General features: G+C 58.4%; 14 protein-coding genes. 9 read left to right on the top strand and 5 right to left on the bottom strand.

Annotation, left to right across the window (positions count from 1 at the left end; all coding sequences use genetic code 11):
• Window positions 1–20: 20 nt before the first annotated feature.
• Window positions 21–1,487, bottom strand: a complete 1,467-nt coding sequence (locus tag ACXAD0_RS13695; protein ID WP_475089051.1) for an aldehyde dehydrogenase family protein — start codon at window positions 1,485–1,487, stop codon at window positions 21–23.
• A 210-nt stretch (window positions 1,488–1,697) separates the two neighbouring features.
• On the opposite strand from ACXAD0_RS13695, the gene ACXAD0_RS13690 reads away from it, so the two are divergent.
• From ACXAD0_RS13690 to ACXAD0_RS13680, 3 genes are all read left to right on the top strand, one after another.
• On the top strand, window positions 1,698–2,597 hold the full coding sequence (locus ACXAD0_RS13690; RefSeq protein WP_475089050.1) for a polysaccharide deacetylase family protein: 900 nt from the start codon (window positions 1,698–1,700) through the stop codon (window positions 2,595–2,597).
• Between the two features lie 45 nt (window positions 2,598–2,642).
• Entirely contained in the window at window positions 2,643–3,617 is a 975-nt protein-coding gene (locus tag ACXAD0_RS13685; protein WP_475089049.1) for a chromophore lyase CpcT/CpeT, read from the top strand.
• Between the two features lie 105 nt (window positions 3,618–3,722).
• Entirely contained in the window at window positions 3,723–4,724 is a 1,002-nt protein-coding gene (locus ACXAD0_RS13680; protein ID WP_475089048.1) for an NADP-dependent oxidoreductase, read from the top strand.
• 598 nt (window positions 4,725–5,322) lie between these two features.
• Here the strand turns inward: ACXAD0_RS13680 and ACXAD0_RS13675 are convergent.
• Window positions 5,323–5,898 (bottom strand): VOC family protein, encoded by a 576-nt coding sequence (locus tag ACXAD0_RS13675; protein WP_475089047.1) that lies wholly within the window; start codon window positions 5,896–5,898, stop codon window positions 5,323–5,325.
• A gap of 22 nt (window positions 5,899–5,920) precedes the next feature.
• Window positions 5,921–6,718, bottom strand: a complete 798-nt coding sequence (locus ACXAD0_RS13670) for a GntR family transcriptional regulator (protein WP_475089046.1) — start codon at window positions 6,716–6,718, stop codon at window positions 5,921–5,923.
• 53 nt (window positions 6,719–6,771) lie between these two features.
• Here ACXAD0_RS13670 and ACXAD0_RS13665 point away from each other — a divergent pair, with 53 nt between their 5' ends.
• Window positions 6,772–7,257 carry a PaaI family thioesterase gene (locus tag ACXAD0_RS13665; protein ID WP_475089045.1) on the top strand — a complete coding sequence of 162 codons (486 nt, stop codon included), beginning with the start codon at window positions 6,772–6,774 and terminating at the stop codon, window positions 7,255–7,257.
• Between the two features lies 1 nt (window position 7,258).
• Here ACXAD0_RS13665 and ACXAD0_RS13660 read toward each other — a convergent pair whose 3' ends face one another.
• Window positions 7,259–7,939, bottom strand: coding sequence for a Crp/Fnr family transcriptional regulator (locus ACXAD0_RS13660; protein WP_475089044.1), 681 nt, complete (start codon window positions 7,937–7,939; stop codon window positions 7,259–7,261).
• Between the two features lie 79 nt (window positions 7,940–8,018).
• Entirely contained in the window at window positions 8,019–9,305 is a 1,287-nt protein-coding gene (locus ACXAD0_RS13655) for an acetyl-CoA hydrolase/transferase family protein (protein WP_475089043.1), read from the bottom strand.
• Between the two features lie 153 nt (window positions 9,306–9,458).
• On the opposite strand from ACXAD0_RS13655, the gene ACXAD0_RS13650 reads away from it, so the two are divergent.
• Genes ACXAD0_RS13650 through ACXAD0_RS13630 form a run of 5 tightly spaced genes read left to right on the top strand, consistent with a single transcriptional unit; the run spans window position 9,459 to window position 15,977 of the window.
• Window positions 9,459–10,892, top strand: a complete 1,434-nt coding sequence (locus ACXAD0_RS13650) for an MmgE/PrpD family protein (protein WP_475089042.1) — start codon at window positions 9,459–9,461, stop codon at window positions 10,890–10,892.
• A 48-nt stretch (window positions 10,893–10,940) separates the two neighbouring features.
• Complete coding sequence (locus tag ACXAD0_RS13645; RefSeq protein WP_475089041.1) at window positions 10,941–12,341, top strand: phenylacetate--CoA ligase family protein; 1,401 nt, start codon at window positions 10,941–10,943, stop codon at window positions 12,339–12,341.
• Window positions 12,341–13,795: an amidase gene (locus ACXAD0_RS13640; protein WP_475089040.1), complete on the top strand. Its 1,455-nt coding sequence runs from the start codon at window positions 12,341–12,343 to the stop codon at window positions 13,793–13,795. The genes ACXAD0_RS13645 and ACXAD0_RS13640 overlap by 1 nt, the downstream gene beginning before the upstream one ends.
• 53 nt (window positions 13,796–13,848) lie before the next feature.
• Window positions 13,849–14,364, top strand: a complete 516-nt coding sequence (locus ACXAD0_RS13635) for a c-type cytochrome (RefSeq protein WP_475089039.1) — start codon at window positions 13,849–13,851, stop codon at window positions 14,362–14,364.
• On the top strand, window positions 14,361–15,977 hold the full coding sequence (locus ACXAD0_RS13630) for an FAD-binding oxidoreductase (protein WP_475089038.1): 1,617 nt from the start codon (window positions 14,361–14,363) through the stop codon (window positions 15,975–15,977). The genes ACXAD0_RS13635 and ACXAD0_RS13630 overlap by 4 nt, the downstream gene beginning before the upstream one ends.
• The last annotated feature ends 31 nt before the right edge of the window (window positions 15,978–16,008 follow it).

Genomic DNA, 16,008 nt, shown 5'->3' with positions numbered 1-16,008 from the left:
CGGCGGTCCGCCGTGACGGATTAGCTCTGTGTATTCTGGTCCTGTTCCCGCATCGGCGCGCCATTGCGCTCATCAAAAATATCCAGGTCCATCGCCGGTGCCGTCTGCATCAGCAGGGCTTTCTTGCGCAGGAAGCGCAGCAGGCCCGAGGGCCCCATGCGCGAGGCGCCCATGCCGGAGAGGCGGAACGAATTTTTTTCCACATCGTGCACCATGGCGGTCAGGCTGGCATCGTTGATATTCACTGCGCCGGCATCAAGCTGCGTGGCGACTTCAGCGGCTTCCTCAATCGTACCTGCAAAAACGGCAGCGGACAGGCCAAAGTCACCGGCATTGGCACGCTCGATGGCTTCGCTGGTTGTGTCGAAAGGCAATACGGGAATGAGCGGGCCAAAGGTTTCCTCGGTCATCACCAGCATATCGTCGCGGACATTGCTGAGTACTGTGGGGCGGCACCAGAGGCCGCCGCCCAGCTGTTCTACTTTGCCACCGCAGTGCACGGTGGCACCACCGGCAACGGCGTCTTCGAGCTGCCGCTCGATGGTGCGGGCCTGGCCCTCGAAAATCAGTGGGCCGATATGACCGTCGTGAATGTCCGGGTAATTCAGGCGGACTTTTTCCGCGGCGGCGGTGAGGCGCTGCAAAAACTCACTGTAAATACTGCGTTCAACAAAGACGCGCTCCAGCGACATGCAGGCCTGTCCGGTGGAGCCAATTGCGCTGCGTATTACCGCGCGTACGGCGTTGTCGAGATCGGCAGAGGCCAGCACAATCGCCGGGTCCTTGCCGCCCAGCTCCAGAAACGCCGGAATAAAACTGGCAGCGGCCTGCATGGCGACCTTGCGACCGGTGGCAACACTGCCGGTAAAGCAGACGGCATCACAGGCATCGGTCATTGCCTGTCCCGTTTCTGCGCCGCCAATCACCAGGTCGAATACGCCGGCCAGCTCTGGCACGCGCTGCAGGCTCTCGCGAATGGGTTCGGCAAACCTCGGTGTAATCTCGCTCGGTTTGAGGAGGACGGCACAACCGGCGACCAGCGCCGGAATAGCATCGATCATGGCGAGGGTCAGGGGGAAGTTCCACGGGCTGATGACGCCGACCAGCGGGTAGGGGATACGCTGATGTCGGTAGCGCACACTGGGTAAACTGGAGGAAGTGCCAGGTGCATTTTCCTCCAGTAGGGCAGGGGCCTGCTCGCACCAGTGGTCGATACGGGCCATCACCAGCTGCAATTCAAAGCCGGAGGCAAACGCTCGACCGGTATCCTGAGTCAGTGCTGCTGTGATCGGCGTGGCAAGTTCCGCGAGTGCGTCACGCCAGGCACGCAGGACGCGAATGCGGTGGTCGATTCCGGACTGGAACCAGGCTTGCTGATTGGCCCTGAGGCGCTGGCTCAGTTGCTGAACGTCTTGTGCTGAGGCCTGCGTTACCTGGTAATCGGTTTCGCCATTACGTGGGTTGCGCACATCGATAGTCCGGGTCACGGTATGCTACTCCTTCCAGTGACTGAGTGGCTGAGGATTGGGGTCCCCACCTCAATTTGTTATATTGACATAATAATAGGTCTAAAATAGCATCAATAGCCTAGCCTGCCCAGTCGGGTCGCTGCGGAAAAGCGGCGATTCGGCAAAACGGGCGGTCACTAACAACAAGTCTGCCATCAGGCGGCGTCAATCACGAAGTAGGTATTTTCCATGTCCAGTCCTGACCCGAGTGCTGGCCTGCAGTGGCCCGAAAAGGCCCGTCTGGCACTGTCCATTGTCGTCAATGTTGAGGAAGGTTCCGAGAGTACGATTGCCGATGGTGATCGTGGGCCGGAGCCCGTGGACGAGCTGGGGGTGGTACTGAAGAAGCCCATCCGGATGCACGGCAACGAGAGCAATTACGAATACGGGATTCGTGAAGGCTGGCCACGGATCAAGCGCCTGCTGGAGAAGTACGATATCACCGCGACCTTCACGGCGGCGGCGGTCTCACTGGAGCGCGCTCCGGAAATCGCCGAAGCGATTCGTGCTGGCGGTCATGAAGCCTGTTCTCATGGATACCGCTGGATGCACCAGTTTTTTATGGATGAGGACAAGGAGCGCGAGTTTATCCGCAAAGCGGCGGATTCCATTGAGCAAACCACCGGCCAGCGCCCGAAGGGGTGGTTGAGCCGCTACCTGCATACGGAAAATACCCGTCGTTTGCTGCAGGAAGAGGGTTTCCTGTATCACATGGACGATTACAGCGCAGACGCCCCGTTCTGGGGGAGTGTGCCGGGCAGTGATGAGCCCATGGTGATTGTGCCCTACGCGCTGGACTCCAACGATATGAAATTCTGGACGTCTCCCTCGCTCACGCCGGAAGCCTGGTTGCAGTACGCGAAGAATACGTTTGACGTGCTGTATGAAGAGGGCGCCGAGCAACCACGCATGATGTCGCTGGGGCTGCACCTGCGTATTATCGGCCGTCCTGGCCGGATCTGGGCACTCGAGGCCTTCCTGCAATATGTGCGGGAAAAGAGCGACGTGTGGATCGCCACCCGTCGCCAGATTGCGGAAACCTTTGCCACCCAGTGCGTCGACCAGCCGCCGCGCCCATCGATTCGATAACAAGAGGAAGTATTCATGTTATTCCGTTCAAGCAAAAAACTTTCCATGCCCGCGGGGCTCCTGGTCGCAGGCGCGTTGTTCCTGGGCGTAGGCGTTTCTCAGGCCAAGACCGATACTGCAAAGCTGCAGGAAGATCTGGCGTTGATGATGCAGTGGTTCCCGGGTGAGTACGACAATAATGAGCAGGTCTGGCAGCAGCGCGTCGACGGCGTGGAAGAAAAAGAACTGCATGAGCATATTCACCATATTTTCCTGCCGGTAGAGGCGCCGGAGATTGGTGAGCATGTGTATTTCGTCAAGCAGTATATGGATGGCGACTATGAAAATGTCTATCGCCAGCGCCTGTACAACTTCAGCGTCAACAGTGAAGAACAAGCGATTGAGTTGACCATTTACCGTTTCAAGGATGAACAGCGTTTCCGCTATGTAGACCGCGAACCCGAGCTGGCGGCGGCTCTGAAGCCGGCAGATATCAGCACTACCACCGGCTGTGAGGTTTACTGGAAAAAGCAGGAAGACTACTTCCACGGTTACATGCACGATACCTGTACCTTCAAGTCACAGCGCAGTGGCAAAACCATCCGGATTACTGACACCCTGAAACTCACGGAGTCGGAAATCTGGATTGGCGACAAGGCCTATGATGAGGATGGCAACAAGGTGTTCGGTCGCGATGAACAGCACAAAAATCGCAAAGTCCGTTACTTTGATGGTTGGTTTGCGTTCCAGCGTTCCAAACTGGACGCGTCGGCAGCGGAGGATGATTGGGTGTTTGCCCGTGGCCTGCGCCTGCATTCAGAAGGGGACAAGGTCGCGTTGGTAGGCAAAGATGGCACCGACACTGGCTATACCATTGAGCTGTCGCAACTGACGTACCAGAACACCAAGAATCCGATCCTGAAGCTTGGCCTGATCGAAAATGCTAGCGGCAAGACGGTTACCTACATCTGGTCTGAAATCGATTCCGACAAGCTGGGCCTCAACCTGCGCTGGGTGCAAGTCGGGCTGACGGCAGAATAACGCGTTCATTACTGATGAAGGCGCGTGCCCGGATCGCTGGTGAGGCGGCCCGGGTATTTTTGTTTTTTGCCTGTGATTTTTCAGGCCAGAATTTTTGGAAACCTCATGGCAGACCAGAACCTTTGCGTGCAGCTTGCCTCCTACCCGGATGGCGTCCCCACCGTGGATGACTTTGCGCTGGAAGCCGCACCGATGCCGGTCGCGAAAACCGGGCAGTTATTGTGTGAAACCCTGTACCTCTCCCTCGATCCATATATGCGCAGCCAGATTTCCGGTCGGCATTTATCGGGAGCAGTGAATGTGGGCGATACGATGCGGGGTGAAGTGGTGGCGCGGGTCGTGGAATCCCATAGCGACCGTTTTGCCCCCGGCGATCTGGTGCGCTGTATGGCGGGTTGGCAGCAGTATTCGGTGCAGGACGCGGAAGCGGTGAGTGCAGTGCCGGCTGAGTTGGAAGACCCCGCGTGGGTGTTGTCTTCTCTGGGGATGCCAGGCCTGACAGCGTATGCGGGCCTGATCTGGCAAGCGCAGCCAGCGGCGGGTGAGACCGTACTGGTGCCAGCGGCGACCGGTGGAGTGGGGTCGATGGTGGGGCAGCTGGCAAAAAATGCCGGTTGTCGCGTCATTGGTATCGCGGGCAGTGATGAAAAATGCCGCGTGGCACTGGAAGAATTGGGTTACGACCACTGTATCAATCGACGCACCGAAATGGTCGAGCAGAAGCTGCAGGAACTCTGCCCGCACGGAGTCGATATCTTCTTTGACCTGGTCGGCGGCGAGACACTGGAAATGGCTTCCCGGAATCTGGCAGTGGGCGCGCGGGTGATACTGTGTGGTTTGATCGAGGATTACAATCGCAGCGACTCTGGTCCACGGCCTGGGCCGCCACCTGCGCTATGGATCAAGGCCCGCGCCCGCGTGCATGGTCTGGTGGTGTATGACTTTGAGCCTCGCCGTGATGCGTTTATCGAAGCCTGCCTGCCGCTGGTGAACAGTGGCAAACTGCGTGTGCGTCATGATGTGAGCGAGGGGCTGGCCGCTGCGCCCGAGGCTTTTTGTCGCCTGATGCGCGGTGAGAATAATGGCAAGGTGATTGTTAAGCTGTAACTTTCCCCGGCTCGTATCCCGATCTTTGTGAGTTCCATTTCGCGGTTTAGGTGGTTCTCTGCTGGTGTTGTGGCGGCAAAGCAGCGAAATTGCTGTTGCGAACCGCGGTATACACATCCCTGTGCGCTTCTGCGGCGACGTCCTGTCGCCGAAGATTCGCAACAGCAATTCCGCTTCTTTACCTTCGCTTTTCAGTTTTGCTGGTTGGAAAATTATTAATGGTAGTGGGCATATGCGAGTAGAGGATTCGTACGCAAAAACTTTGCATTTCGCATCGCTGTGTACTGATTTCTATGCGCACATTCCTGTGCGCCTCTGCAGTGAAATCTTGTCGTCCGGGGTTCGGCACAGAGCAGCCGCTACTTTTGCCTTCGCTTGTCAGTTACGGGTGGGGTGTGCAGGTGGGATGTAAAGATTTAGAGGGGGCGAGTGCTAGCGGGTAAAGCGGCGATAAAGTGCAAATACTCCCATTTCGAATCGCTGTGTACACATCCCTGTGCGCTCCGTCGGCGACGTCCTGTCGCCGACGGTTCGAAATGGGAGTATTTACACTTTATCTTCTCTTGAACTTCTGGAGTTCTAAAAATCTGCGGATTGTTCAGGTTCCTGCGGGGGCATCCAGGATTTTGTTGATTTCAATCCAGTAGCCATTTGGGTCGCGTACCATGGTCTGGATCACCGCAATGCGGCTGCCATCTGCGCGGGGGTATTCCAGCCGTTCCGGCGGGGAGATAATTTCCAGGCCAGGGACTTTTTCTACTTTGGCCCACACTTCTTCAAAATTGTCGGCATTGATCACTACGATGGGGTCACCGGGTACGGGTACATCGAAGCGTTCCTTATGTTCCGGCTTTTGCGGTGCTTCGTACTCCAGCAGGCCGAGTGCACCGATAAAGTCGTCGTTTGCACGCAGTAGCACCAGGCGGCGCTTCTTGTAGTTCTCTTTGTCCGAGGGATCGCCGTTGACCAGCCACTGGTCGTAGATCACTTTCATACCCAGTGCGTCGCGGTAGAGCTTCAGGGCTGCGTCGGTGTCCTTGACAATAAAGGTGGTACGCCGCACATCAACGGGAATGCGCTCTGCTTCGGGCACGGGCTTGGCGTGCAGGGAAACAGGGAGTGCGGTGAGGGCGCACAGCAACAGGCTGAGGGCGCTTTGACGGAGTTTTTGCATGGGGACGTCCCTTACTGCTTGTTTAGTGATCGTCGAGGTTCAGGTCCATACGGTACTGGAACCGTTCCGGGGCGTAATACAACTGCAAATAATCGACCAGCTGCTCATCATTGCCACCGGTATACGAATGTCGCACCAGGCTGAGTAGCGGTGCGCCAACTTCGCTGTCGAGTGCTTCTGCCAGCTCTTCTGTCGCCGCAACGGCACTGATGACCTGCGTCACGTGGGTGATGGCGAGTCCCTGTTCACGGAAGATCTCAAGGCGCGGACGTTGTTGGATATCCCGGCGGGTCACGCGCTCTTTGAGCCCGAACGTCCAGCTGTCGTAGTAGCCAAACGGCTGGCCATCGCGGGAGCGCACCCGCACGGTATGCAGGGCTTTGTCCTGGGGGCCGGCCGCACTGTGTGCTTCCAGTCCAGCTTGTTCAATTACCGACGGCGGTACTCGTGTCTGGGCGCAGGTGATCACGCGCACGTCGGAGTGCCGGGCCATGCTTTCGATTTCCTGCAGCATACCCACCAGCGGCGCTTTAACCGGCTGGGGTTTGTAGCGGTAAATCACATGACTGCCGCGGCCGCGGTGACGTTCGATCAGGGCTTCGCTGGCGAGCTCATCCATGGCGCGCTTGGCGGTAATGCGGGACACGCTGAACGACTCTGCCAATAGCTGTTCCGTGGGCATCTGGGCACCATAGGTGATGCTGCCGTTCAGGATTGCCTGCTTGAGCAAATTGTAGAGACGGTAATACAGCGGGGTAGGTGCTTCCTGGTGGAGTGTTTGCACCTGGTAGTCGCTGAACAGGTCAGCTGTGGATTTCATGGTACGGCCCTGACTGCTATTATGGTCTAATGATATATCAAAATAACAATTGAGTGTCACGGGCTTTTACCCGGGATGTTGGGCTGCCGGGTCAGGGTTGCCCACTGGACCTCAAAACTGCGGAAGAGGAGGGTGCCTTGTCGGTACCGGAAGGGTTTGTACTGTGTGATCGCCAGCAGGGGTTTTCTGCCCACGCGGGTCCGTTCTATGAGCGCCGGGAGGCAGATGCTGTCGCGCGTGGTTTTCTGGTTGCCGCCGAGCAGGCCAACCCGGAAGGGTGGTTGCACGGGGGCATGGTGTCGACGTTTGCGGACTTCCTGATGTACCAGGCGTTGGGGGATACACTGGGGCTTGCCGTGCAAACCCCCACGATTAATTTATCCGTCAATTTTATCGCGGGTGCGCAGCAGGGCAGCTGGGTCTGGGGCCGCGGCGTAGTGGGGCAATGTACCCGCACGCTGGGGTTTACCTCGGCGGAAATCTATAGCGACAACACGCTGCTGGCGACGGCCAGTGGCGTGTACCGGCTGATGCGTTGACTCAGTCCAGGCGCGCCAGTGTCAGCAGGGCGTCCGCATCGGCAATACGCAACGATTTGACCCCGACGTCGGCAATGACCCCGTCCACTTTCAGCTGGCGCAGCGCCCGGCTAACGGTTTCGGTGGTCAGGCCCAGGTAGTCGGCCAGGTCCTGGCGGGTCATTGGCAGACGCACCAGCAGCGGATCATCCGGAGTCGGATAGCGTTTGTGCACCTGTTCGATCAGGAAACACAGGCGCTCATGGGCGCGCTTTTGGCCGAGCGCAAAAATCTGGTCCAGCGCGCGCGCCAGTACGTTGTTGCTGATGCGGCCAATGTTCTGCTTGAGCGTGGAGATCTCATCGCTCAAGCGCACAAATGCAGGTCTGGCAAAAGACAGCGCGCGGCTGGGAACCAGCGCCATGGTGTTGTATTCGTAGAATTCGTTGTGGCTGAAGCCGATAAAGTCGCCGGCGAACAGGAAGGCAACAATCTGGCGGCGCCCGGTACTGGACAGACGTTCCACCATCATCGCGCCATCGGTGACCACATACACGTGAGAGGCGGGCGAGTGTTGCAAGAACAGCGCACCCTCGGCATCGATGCTGCGCTCCGTACCAAGTTCAGAGAGGCGGGCAAAGGCGTCCTCGTCCAGATCCTGGCCGAGGTCCGATGCACGCAGAATGTCGAGGCTGTCGCTCATTGAGTACCACCAGCAAACGAATAGGTAGGCAGTGTACCGTACTGCGCTGTTGAAACCACGTCGGCAAGCGCTGTGACGGTCAGAGGATCCGCTGGATATCGTCGTGCCACTGACGCGCCAATTCCTCGCGGAATGCCGGCGCGGCAATGGCGATCAGGGCTTCTGCGCGCTGCTGTACGTTCTTATAGCGCAGGTCTGCAGCGCCATATTCAGTCACAACAATATCGATGTCCTGCCGCGTAACACTGACGGGCGTCTGCGGACCCAGGCGCGGCACGATCCGCGAAATACTGCCGCCTTTCGCAGTGGCCGGCGTCGCAAGAATATAGCGGCCGCCGTCCGCCAGCCTGGCACCTCGACCAAAATCCACCAGCCCTCCGGTTCCGCTGACCTGCTTTCCCTGAATGGTTTCCCCGTTGACCTGGCCGAGCAAGTCGAGCTCGATACAGGAGTTGATGCAGGTCATCTTCGGGATGGCGCTCAGCGTGGCGGTCTGATGTGTGTAGGAAACGGGGGCAAACTGTACCCGGTGATCCTTGCCGCAAAAGTCGTAGAGTGCGTCAGTGCCAATGGCCACGCCACAGGTGATACTGCCGGGGCGATCTGCCAGTGCGCCACTTTCTGCCAGCCCCAGCAGGGGATCTGACACCATGCCGGAGTGGACTTTCAGGTCGCGGTGATTATTCAGTAATTGCAGGATCCCCTGCTGCATTTTGCCCAGACCGAACTGCAGGGTGGCGCCATCTTCGATCAGCGGCGCAATCTGCTCGCACACGCTGGCAATGTTGGCCGGTACCGCGCCGTCGTTGTCGATTTGCAGTAACGGCGCCGTTTCTTCCAGTGCGTAGTCGATCTGCGACAAGGGAATGCTGGGCCCCTTGGTACGCGGCATTCGCGGATTGATATGGGCGACCACTTTTTTACAGTTGGCCAGTGCCGCCGGACTGAAATCCGCGGCAACCCCCAGGCTGCAGTTGCCCTCGGCATCCGGCAGCGAAACCTGGACGAAGGCGATATCAAACTCGGGGCCGCGGCGATAGTAATCCACGGTATTGCAATAAGGCAGTGGCAGGTAATCGATACGGCCAGCATCGTAGCTACTGCGGAAGTCCGGCTGCATAAAAATGACTTCCATCCGAGCCCCGGAATGCAGGGCGGCATAGTCTGTCCGGTTAATGCCGGGGATAAACACCCCGCAAAAGGTCACGCCTTCGCAGTCGTCCGCACAACGGTTGAGAGCGGCATCGATGGTCGCCGACTGACCGGAGCAACCGGGCAGGAAAACCCGGGCGCCCGGGAACAAGACGGTACCGACTTGTTGTGTGGTTAAGGTGCGGGGATGGGGCGCTGTCGCGTGTGCGGGCATCGGTTCTGTCACCGTGATTGAGTGCTTAAAAGATATATTGATAGGTCAATAGGTTAAATGTAGAATCGAGCAAAAGCCACCGCTTTTTGATGGGCGGTGAAGGTGAGATCCGGTGAGGGCGTACACCCTGGCCAGTAAGCGGAATCGATTCCTATGACCAACCGCGTCGAGAGGATATTGCAACATATCCGTGAGACCCGTTTCGAGCGCCTGCCGCCGGAGGCTGTGGCCGCTGCGCGGGTCTTTGTGCTGGATTCCATCGGAGTAGGGATCAGCGGCGGACGGGTTGAGTTTGCCCGGTCGCTGGCCGAAACCGCAGCGACCCGTTGGGGCGGTGCCAGTCCCCATGCGTCGGTGCGGATCTGGAACAGTGCCCGCTGCCTACCCGCAGCGACTGCGGCGATGGTCAACGCGTACCAGATCCATAACCAGGAATTTGACTGTGTGCATGAAGCCGCAGTCGTGCACCCGATGGCGGTCATCCTTGCCAGCCTGCAGGCCTATGCGGAGCAGAGCGGCGCCGAGGGCAACCCGGTTGACGGCAAGCGCTTTATTTCTGCACTCAGTGTGGCCGTCGATGTCGCCACCGTACTGGGTATGTGCGCAACACAACCGATGCGCTTCTTTCGCCCGGGTGTGTGCGGTGGTCTCGGCGCAGTTGCGGGTATCTGTCACCTCGCGGGTTTGAGTGATACCACGAATCGCCATGCGCTGGGCATTATGTACAGCCAGCTGTGCGGCACCATGCAGGCACATCTTGAAGGGTCTGCCACTTTGCCGATGCAAATCGCCTTCAATGCGCGCAATGCCCTGATGTCGGTTGATATGGCACTTGCCGGACTGACCGGCCCCGCCGATTTCCTCGATGGCCAGTTCGGCCTGTTCAGCCTGATGGAAGACAGCGGCAATGCGGAGGCAGCATTTGCCAAACTCGGCACTGAGTCCCAGTTGGCCCAGGTGAGCCACAAGCCTTTCCCCACCGGCCGCGCTGCCCACGGTGCCCTGGATGGCATTCAAACCCTGCAGAAACTGCACGGGTTTGGCGAGGACGATATTGAGCGTATTCGCGTCGCAGCACCGCCGCTGATTCGTCGGCTGGTCGATCGTCCGGCGAGCCCGGACATGAACCATAACTACGCCAAGCTGTGTCTCGGCTACATCGCCGCGACCTATTTTTTGCAGGGGCGGGTGGACGTGACGGATTACGAGGCGGACAAGATTGCAGACGTGCAGCGTCAGGCGCTGGCGCAGCGGGTTGAGATGGTAGCGAACGGTGTCGACGATCCAAACGCGCTGGCACCGCAAACGGTAGAGATTTTCCTGAAGGATGGTCAGGCGTTGCGGATGGAACTGCCGGCAGTGCTCGGCAACCCCGCGCGTCCGTTGGATCGTACCGCGCAGCTGGAAAAATTCCGGCGCTGCTGTGCCACGGCCCACCACCCGTTGCCGAACGATCAGGTGAATGCGCTGGTTGATGCAATCGATGCACTGGAAACCCTGGCTGATATGCGTGAGCTCACTGCAATGGCGGTGCCCGCTAATGCAGTGAATGCAGCTCAAACACTGGACAGTGAACAGCTGGCTTAGACCGGTAGTGCGAAATACAGACGAAGAATAATCGGAGTTGAGTTCCCCATGAGTTACCCCACTTACTATGAGAGTTTTGATTACCCCGGCATGCTGGAAGAGTATCCGCTGGGTGAAAACTTTCTGCAGCGCTATCAGGGAATGTCACGCGACGAACTTCGTAAAATACAGAATGATCGCTTTTTGAAATTGGTCGCCCGCGCCTGGGAAATTCCGTTTTACCAGCGGCTCTGGGGCAATGCCGGGGTAACGCCCGAAGATATTCGCAGTATTGACGATATCGAAAAACTGCCCACTTATTCCAAGTCCGACATTATGCAGAGTGTGGCGGACTATCCGCCCATCGGCGATTTCAATGGCTTTGAAAACCTGCCAGCCGAAGAGCGTCCCCCCGTGGTCTTTCACACGACCAGTGGCACGACGGGCACACCGCAGCCGATTGTTTTTGGTGCCAAGGGTCGTGAGGTGCAGGCGCTTCTGGTAGCGCGTGCCTATCGATTTATGGGGCTCAAGCCGGCGGCAACGGTCCAGTCCTGTTATGGCCATGGCATGATCAATGGTGGCCACTATATTCGCGAGGCAGTGAATCGCTACACCAACGCGCTGTTCCTTTCGGCGGGTACCGGAATTGAAACCCGGTCGGTGCAGCAGGTGAACCTGATGAAAACCTTTGGTACCAATGTACTGGTGGGATTTGCTGATTACATCAAGAAGCTCTCGACCGTTGCACGGGAAGAAGGTCTTCAGCCTGGCAAAGATATCAATATCGATATGATTATTGGCCATCTGGGCATGGAAACCCGTGAGGCACTGAGTGAAGCCTGGGGTGGTGCAGAGCTGTACGACTGGTACGGCGTAGCCGATACGGGCTGTATCGCGGCCGAAGGGCCCGATCACAATGGCCTTTACGTGTGGGAAGATGCCCAGTATCTCGAGTTACTGGACGTGGACGACAACACACCGGTCGCCGCCGGAGATCGTGGCAACATGGTCGTGACCTGTCTCTACAAAGACGATGTCTACCCGGTGATTCGTTTCAATACCTGCGACGTTACCGAAGAAGTGATTGGTGAGAATCCTTACGACCTGCCGTTCCGTCGTATCCGTGGGTTCCTCGGGCGTTCTGACAATATGGTCAAGATCCGTGGTATCAATATCTATCCGCATGGCGTGGGTGCCATGCTGGTCGACCATCCGGAGTTTGCCGGGGAGTACTTCTGCCGTGCTCAGCGTCTCGATAATGGTCGGGATGAATTTATCGTGATCGCCGAGGCGCGTGCCCCGGAATCTGATTTTCCGGGCATTACGGCGGCATTTGCCGAAACCCTGAAGCGCAAAATAGGGATTGAAGTCACAGTAGAACTGGTGGGCGAGGGCGGTACTGCGCCGCTCACGGAGTTGGACAAACGTCAGAAACCGTTACGACTGCGCGATGAGCGTTTTTCCTGATGAGCACTGAAACCATGCTGCCTTTTGATGAGTCGGATCTCACGCTGTTGCTACAGGACGCGACCGAGTTAGCGCGACTGCTCGACCAGGGCGCGTTGACCAGTGAACGACTGACCCAGTTGACGCTGGCGGCGATCGAGACATTGGACCCGCAGATCAACAGCTATATTGCAGTCGATCCTGAGGGTGCCCTCGCCGCGGCGCGTGCGTCGGATCTCCGCCGAAAGGAAGATCGGCTGTTGTCTCCGCTGGACGGTCTGACCCTCGGGGTGAAAGACAATATCGATGTGGCCGGCATGGTTACTACCGGCGGCTTGGGAATTCCCGCAGATACTGCACCTGCTGCCAGCGACGCCTTTGTTGTGTCCCGGTTGCGTGCGGCCGGTTGCGTGATTATTGGTAAGTTGAATCTCCACGAGGCAGCGCTTGGGGCCACCAACGACAATCCGCACCACGGGAAATGCCGCAATCCGCATCGCCTGTCGCATACGCCCGGTGGTTCCAGTGGCGGCTCGGGTGCCGCTGTAGCGGCTGGTTTGTGCGCTTTCGCGCTGGGCACCGATACCATGGGTTCGGTGCGGATTCCTGCGAGTTATTGTGGTGTGAGTGGGATCAAGCCCAGCATCGGTGCCGTCAGTATCGGTGGTACACAGATTCTCAGTCGTCGCCTGGACAACATCGGGCCGCTGGCGCGCAGTCCAAGAGATTTACAGCGGATTCTGCCACTCATGTGTGCGCAGGATCCGGCCAGTGCACAATCCCGCTCGGTAATGATGGATCGCGTCGGCGCCGAACCAGGCAATCTCACGTTTGCGGTGATCAAGGATCTGGCCGAGTGGGGCGTTGCTGCTGAAATTCAGCAACGGTTTACCGATGCCTGTGCAGTGTTCTCCGCTGCCGGCGCCAGCATGCTGGAAGTTTCCGCGGTACACGACAGTGACCATTTCGATCCTGCGGCGGCGCGCCGTGGAGGTTTGCTGGTGTGCGAGGCGGACCTGCTGGTACATGAGCAGGAAAGGCTGGCAGCGCATCCGGAATATTACTCTCCCGGGCTGAAAAAGATGCTCGACTGGGCGGCGGGCAAGAGCGCTGCCGATCTGGTGGCTGCAGATCTGCGATTGGATGCCGCAGCGGTGGTACTGACCCAATTGCTCGGTAAGCGGGATTTCCTGTTAATGCCGACAACGCCCCAATCCGCGTTTGATTTCAGCGAGCCTGTGCCGGCAGGGCAGGCGGACCTCACCAATATGGCCAATATGAGTGGTCATCCTGCGGTGAGCGTACCAATGGGCAGGACGTCCGACGGGTTACCCCTGGGGCTGCAGATTATTGGCCGCCATGGTTCCGACCTGCAGTTACTGCAATTGGCCAGTTGGTTCTCGGATCAGCGGGATACGAAGGCGAGTATCCCTGCAGATCTGGCAGGCTCCTTCACCAGTGAGCTTGCGACCTGAGTGCCGTCGGCTGAATACATTGAGTCTTCGGAAAAATAACAAGAGGTACTCCGATGCGAACACCACAGTCTTTTTCAATATTCCCTTCCAGCTTCAAGGTTGGCGCGGCGCGTCTTGGTCACCGTTACTGGTCCGCACTGTTCGCGACAGTGATCCTGCTGTCCGGATGCGGTTCCGATGCGGGGGTAGGGGAAGTCTCCGACGAAGAGATGATTCAAGCCGAACAGGCATCCGATGCTGTCGTTGACGCAGTTGATGAGGCTGGAGCGCGCGCGTTTCAGGCTTGCGTGGCCTGCCATACGCTGGGTGCCGACGAGCCTCACCGCCTGGGCCCGAACTTGTTTGGTATCGTTGGGCGCGCTGCTGCCAGTCAGGAAGGGTTCAACTACTCGTCGGCATTGCAGCAAAGCGGCCTGACGTGGGATCGGCAAACGCTGGTTCGTTGGATCAAGCAGCCCATGTCTACGGTGCCGGGTTCGCGCATGGTTTACATGAATCGCCTGAGTGACAGCGAAATTGACCAGCTGCTGAACTATCTTGACGCCGGCAGTGCGGAGGCCGGTCAATGAGTGCCGATGAAGAAAAGATATCCGGTGCTGCCGGACGTGCGAAGAATGAATCCGCATTGTATGAACAGCTCTGTGCAGTGCTGGGCGCTGATCATGTCCTGAATGATCAGGCATCCCGAGAGCTGTATAGCCAGGATGTCGCTTACCGTGGCGGCACGGCGCAGCTGATCGTTCGGCCAGCGAGCACCGAACAACTGACACAGGTCGTGCGAGTCTGCGCGGCGGCAGGTATCGCGATTGTGCCCCGTGGTGGTGGTATGTCGTATACCGCAGGCTATCTGCCACAGGTTGGCGGTGCGGTGGTGATTGACAGTTGCCGTATGAATCGCGTCTTGGACGTCAATCGTGACGATATGACCGTAACGGTTGAAGCGGGTTGTACCTGGCAGGCACTGCATGAAGCCCTCGAGCCGCATGGGTTGCGCACTCCTTACTGGGGAACGTTGTCCGGGCGGTTTGCCACCGTGGGCGGCAGCGTCTCACAGAACAGCATTTTCTGGGGGTCGGGCCAATTTGGTTTCGCGCCGGATTCCGTACTTTCCATGGATGTGGTGCTGGCAGATGGCTCCGTGCTGTCTACGGGCTCTGCGGCCAAAGCCAATACCCGACCGTTTTTGCGGCAGCATGGCCCGGATATTACCGGACTGTTTACCGGAGACTGTGGTGCGCTGGGGTGCAAGGCGACTGTCACCCTGCGACTGCTTGCGGCACTGCCCGCGCGACGCTACGTCTCCATTGCTTTCGAAGACTATGCCTCCCAGTCCAGCTTTATGAGCGAGATTTCCCGCCGCAGTCTGGCGATGGAGTGCTTCGGTTTCGATCCATTCCTGCAGGAGCAGCGCATGCGCCGCGAGAGCCTGGCGACGGATGTGAAAGCGCTGGGTGGCGTGATGCGTGGTGCCGGTGGTCTTGGCAAGGGCCTCAAAGAGGTAGCGCGTATTGCCATGGCGGGCCGCCGCTATATGGATGACGTCAAGTGGTCTCTCCATCTGGTGCTCGAAGACCACTGCGAGGCAGGTGCGGTTGCGCGACTGGACGCGGTACGCAAGTTGATTGGTGAGCATCACGGACGGGAACTGGAAAATACGATTCCCAAGGTACTGCGCGCGAATCCTTTTGGACCGGTCAACAATATGGTTGGCCCGAATGGTGAACGCTGGGCGCCGGTGCACGCTCTGGTGCCGCATTCCCTCGCTGGCGAAGTATACGCGCGCAGTGAAGCTGTGTTTGCGGCGCACCGCCAGGCGATAGAACAGTTCGATATCGGTATTGGTTATTTGGTGTCGACGGTTTCGACGCATTGTTTCGTGCTGGAGCCGGTCTTCTTCTGGCCGGACCAACTGGAAGCGTTGCATCGACATGCGGTCGAGGACGCACACCTGGAGCGCCTGCAAACGTTCGCTGCGAGTCCTGAGGCGCGCGCCGCCGTGATGACCATTCGGACGGATCTGGTTGAAGCGTATGCGGAGATCGGCGCAGCGCATCTGCAGGTCGGCCGCGGCTATGCTTACTGCGGTGCGCTGCAGGAACCAGCAATGGAACTGGTGCGTGCGGTCAAGCGTCAGCTTGACCCCAACGGTTTGATGAATCCTGGCGTACTGGGTCTCGATTAAGGCCTTTGCCCGTGCAGCAGGCGATGTCCCG

Source organism: Microbulbifer sp. ABF4_148, assembly GCF_056158985.1.
The sequence above is the reverse complement of the archived record's forward strand: the minus strand, read 5'-3'. Positions and strand labels throughout refer to the sequence as shown.

Coding starts and splice junctions, on each gene's coding strand:
- ACXAD0_RS13690 (WP_475089050.1), top strand. CDS start 1,698: ATGTCCAGTCCTGACCCGAGTGCTGGCCTGCAGTGGCCCGAAAAGGCC.
- ACXAD0_RS13685 (WP_475089049.1), top strand. CDS start 2,643: ATGCCCGCGGGGCTCCTGGTCGCAGGCGCGTTGTTCCTGGGCGTAGGC.
- ACXAD0_RS13680 (WP_475089048.1), top strand. CDS start 3,723: ATGGCAGACCAGAACCTTTGCGTGCAGCTTGCCTCCTACCCGGATGGC.
- ACXAD0_RS13675 (WP_475089047.1), bottom strand. CDS start 5,898: ATGCAAAAACTCCGTCAAAGCGCCCTCAGCCTGTTGCTGTGCGCCCTC.
- ACXAD0_RS13670 (WP_475089046.1), bottom strand. CDS start 6,718: ATGAAATCCACAGCTGACCTGTTCAGCGACTACCAGGTGCAAACACTC.
- ACXAD0_RS13660 (WP_475089044.1), bottom strand. CDS start 7,939: ATGAGCGACAGCCTCGACATTCTGCGTGCATCGGACCTCGGCCAGGAT.
- ACXAD0_RS13655 (WP_475089043.1), bottom strand. CDS start 9,305: ATGCCCGCACACGCGACAGCGCCCCATCCCCGCACCTTAACCACACAA.
- ACXAD0_RS13650 (WP_475089042.1), top strand. CDS start 9,459: ATGACCAACCGCGTCGAGAGGATATTGCAACATATCCGTGAGACCCGT.
- ACXAD0_RS13645 (WP_475089041.1), top strand. CDS start 10,941: ATGAGTTACCCCACTTACTATGAGAGTTTTGATTACCCCGGCATGCTG.
- ACXAD0_RS13640 (WP_475089040.1), top strand. CDS start 12,341: ATGAGCACTGAAACCATGCTGCCTTTTGATGAGTCGGATCTCACGCTG.
- ACXAD0_RS13635 (WP_475089039.1), top strand. CDS start 13,849: ATGCGAACACCACAGTCTTTTTCAATATTCCCTTCCAGCTTCAAGGTT.
- ACXAD0_RS13630 (WP_475089038.1), top strand. CDS start 14,361: ATGAGTGCCGATGAAGAAAAGATATCCGGTGCTGCCGGACGTGCGAAG.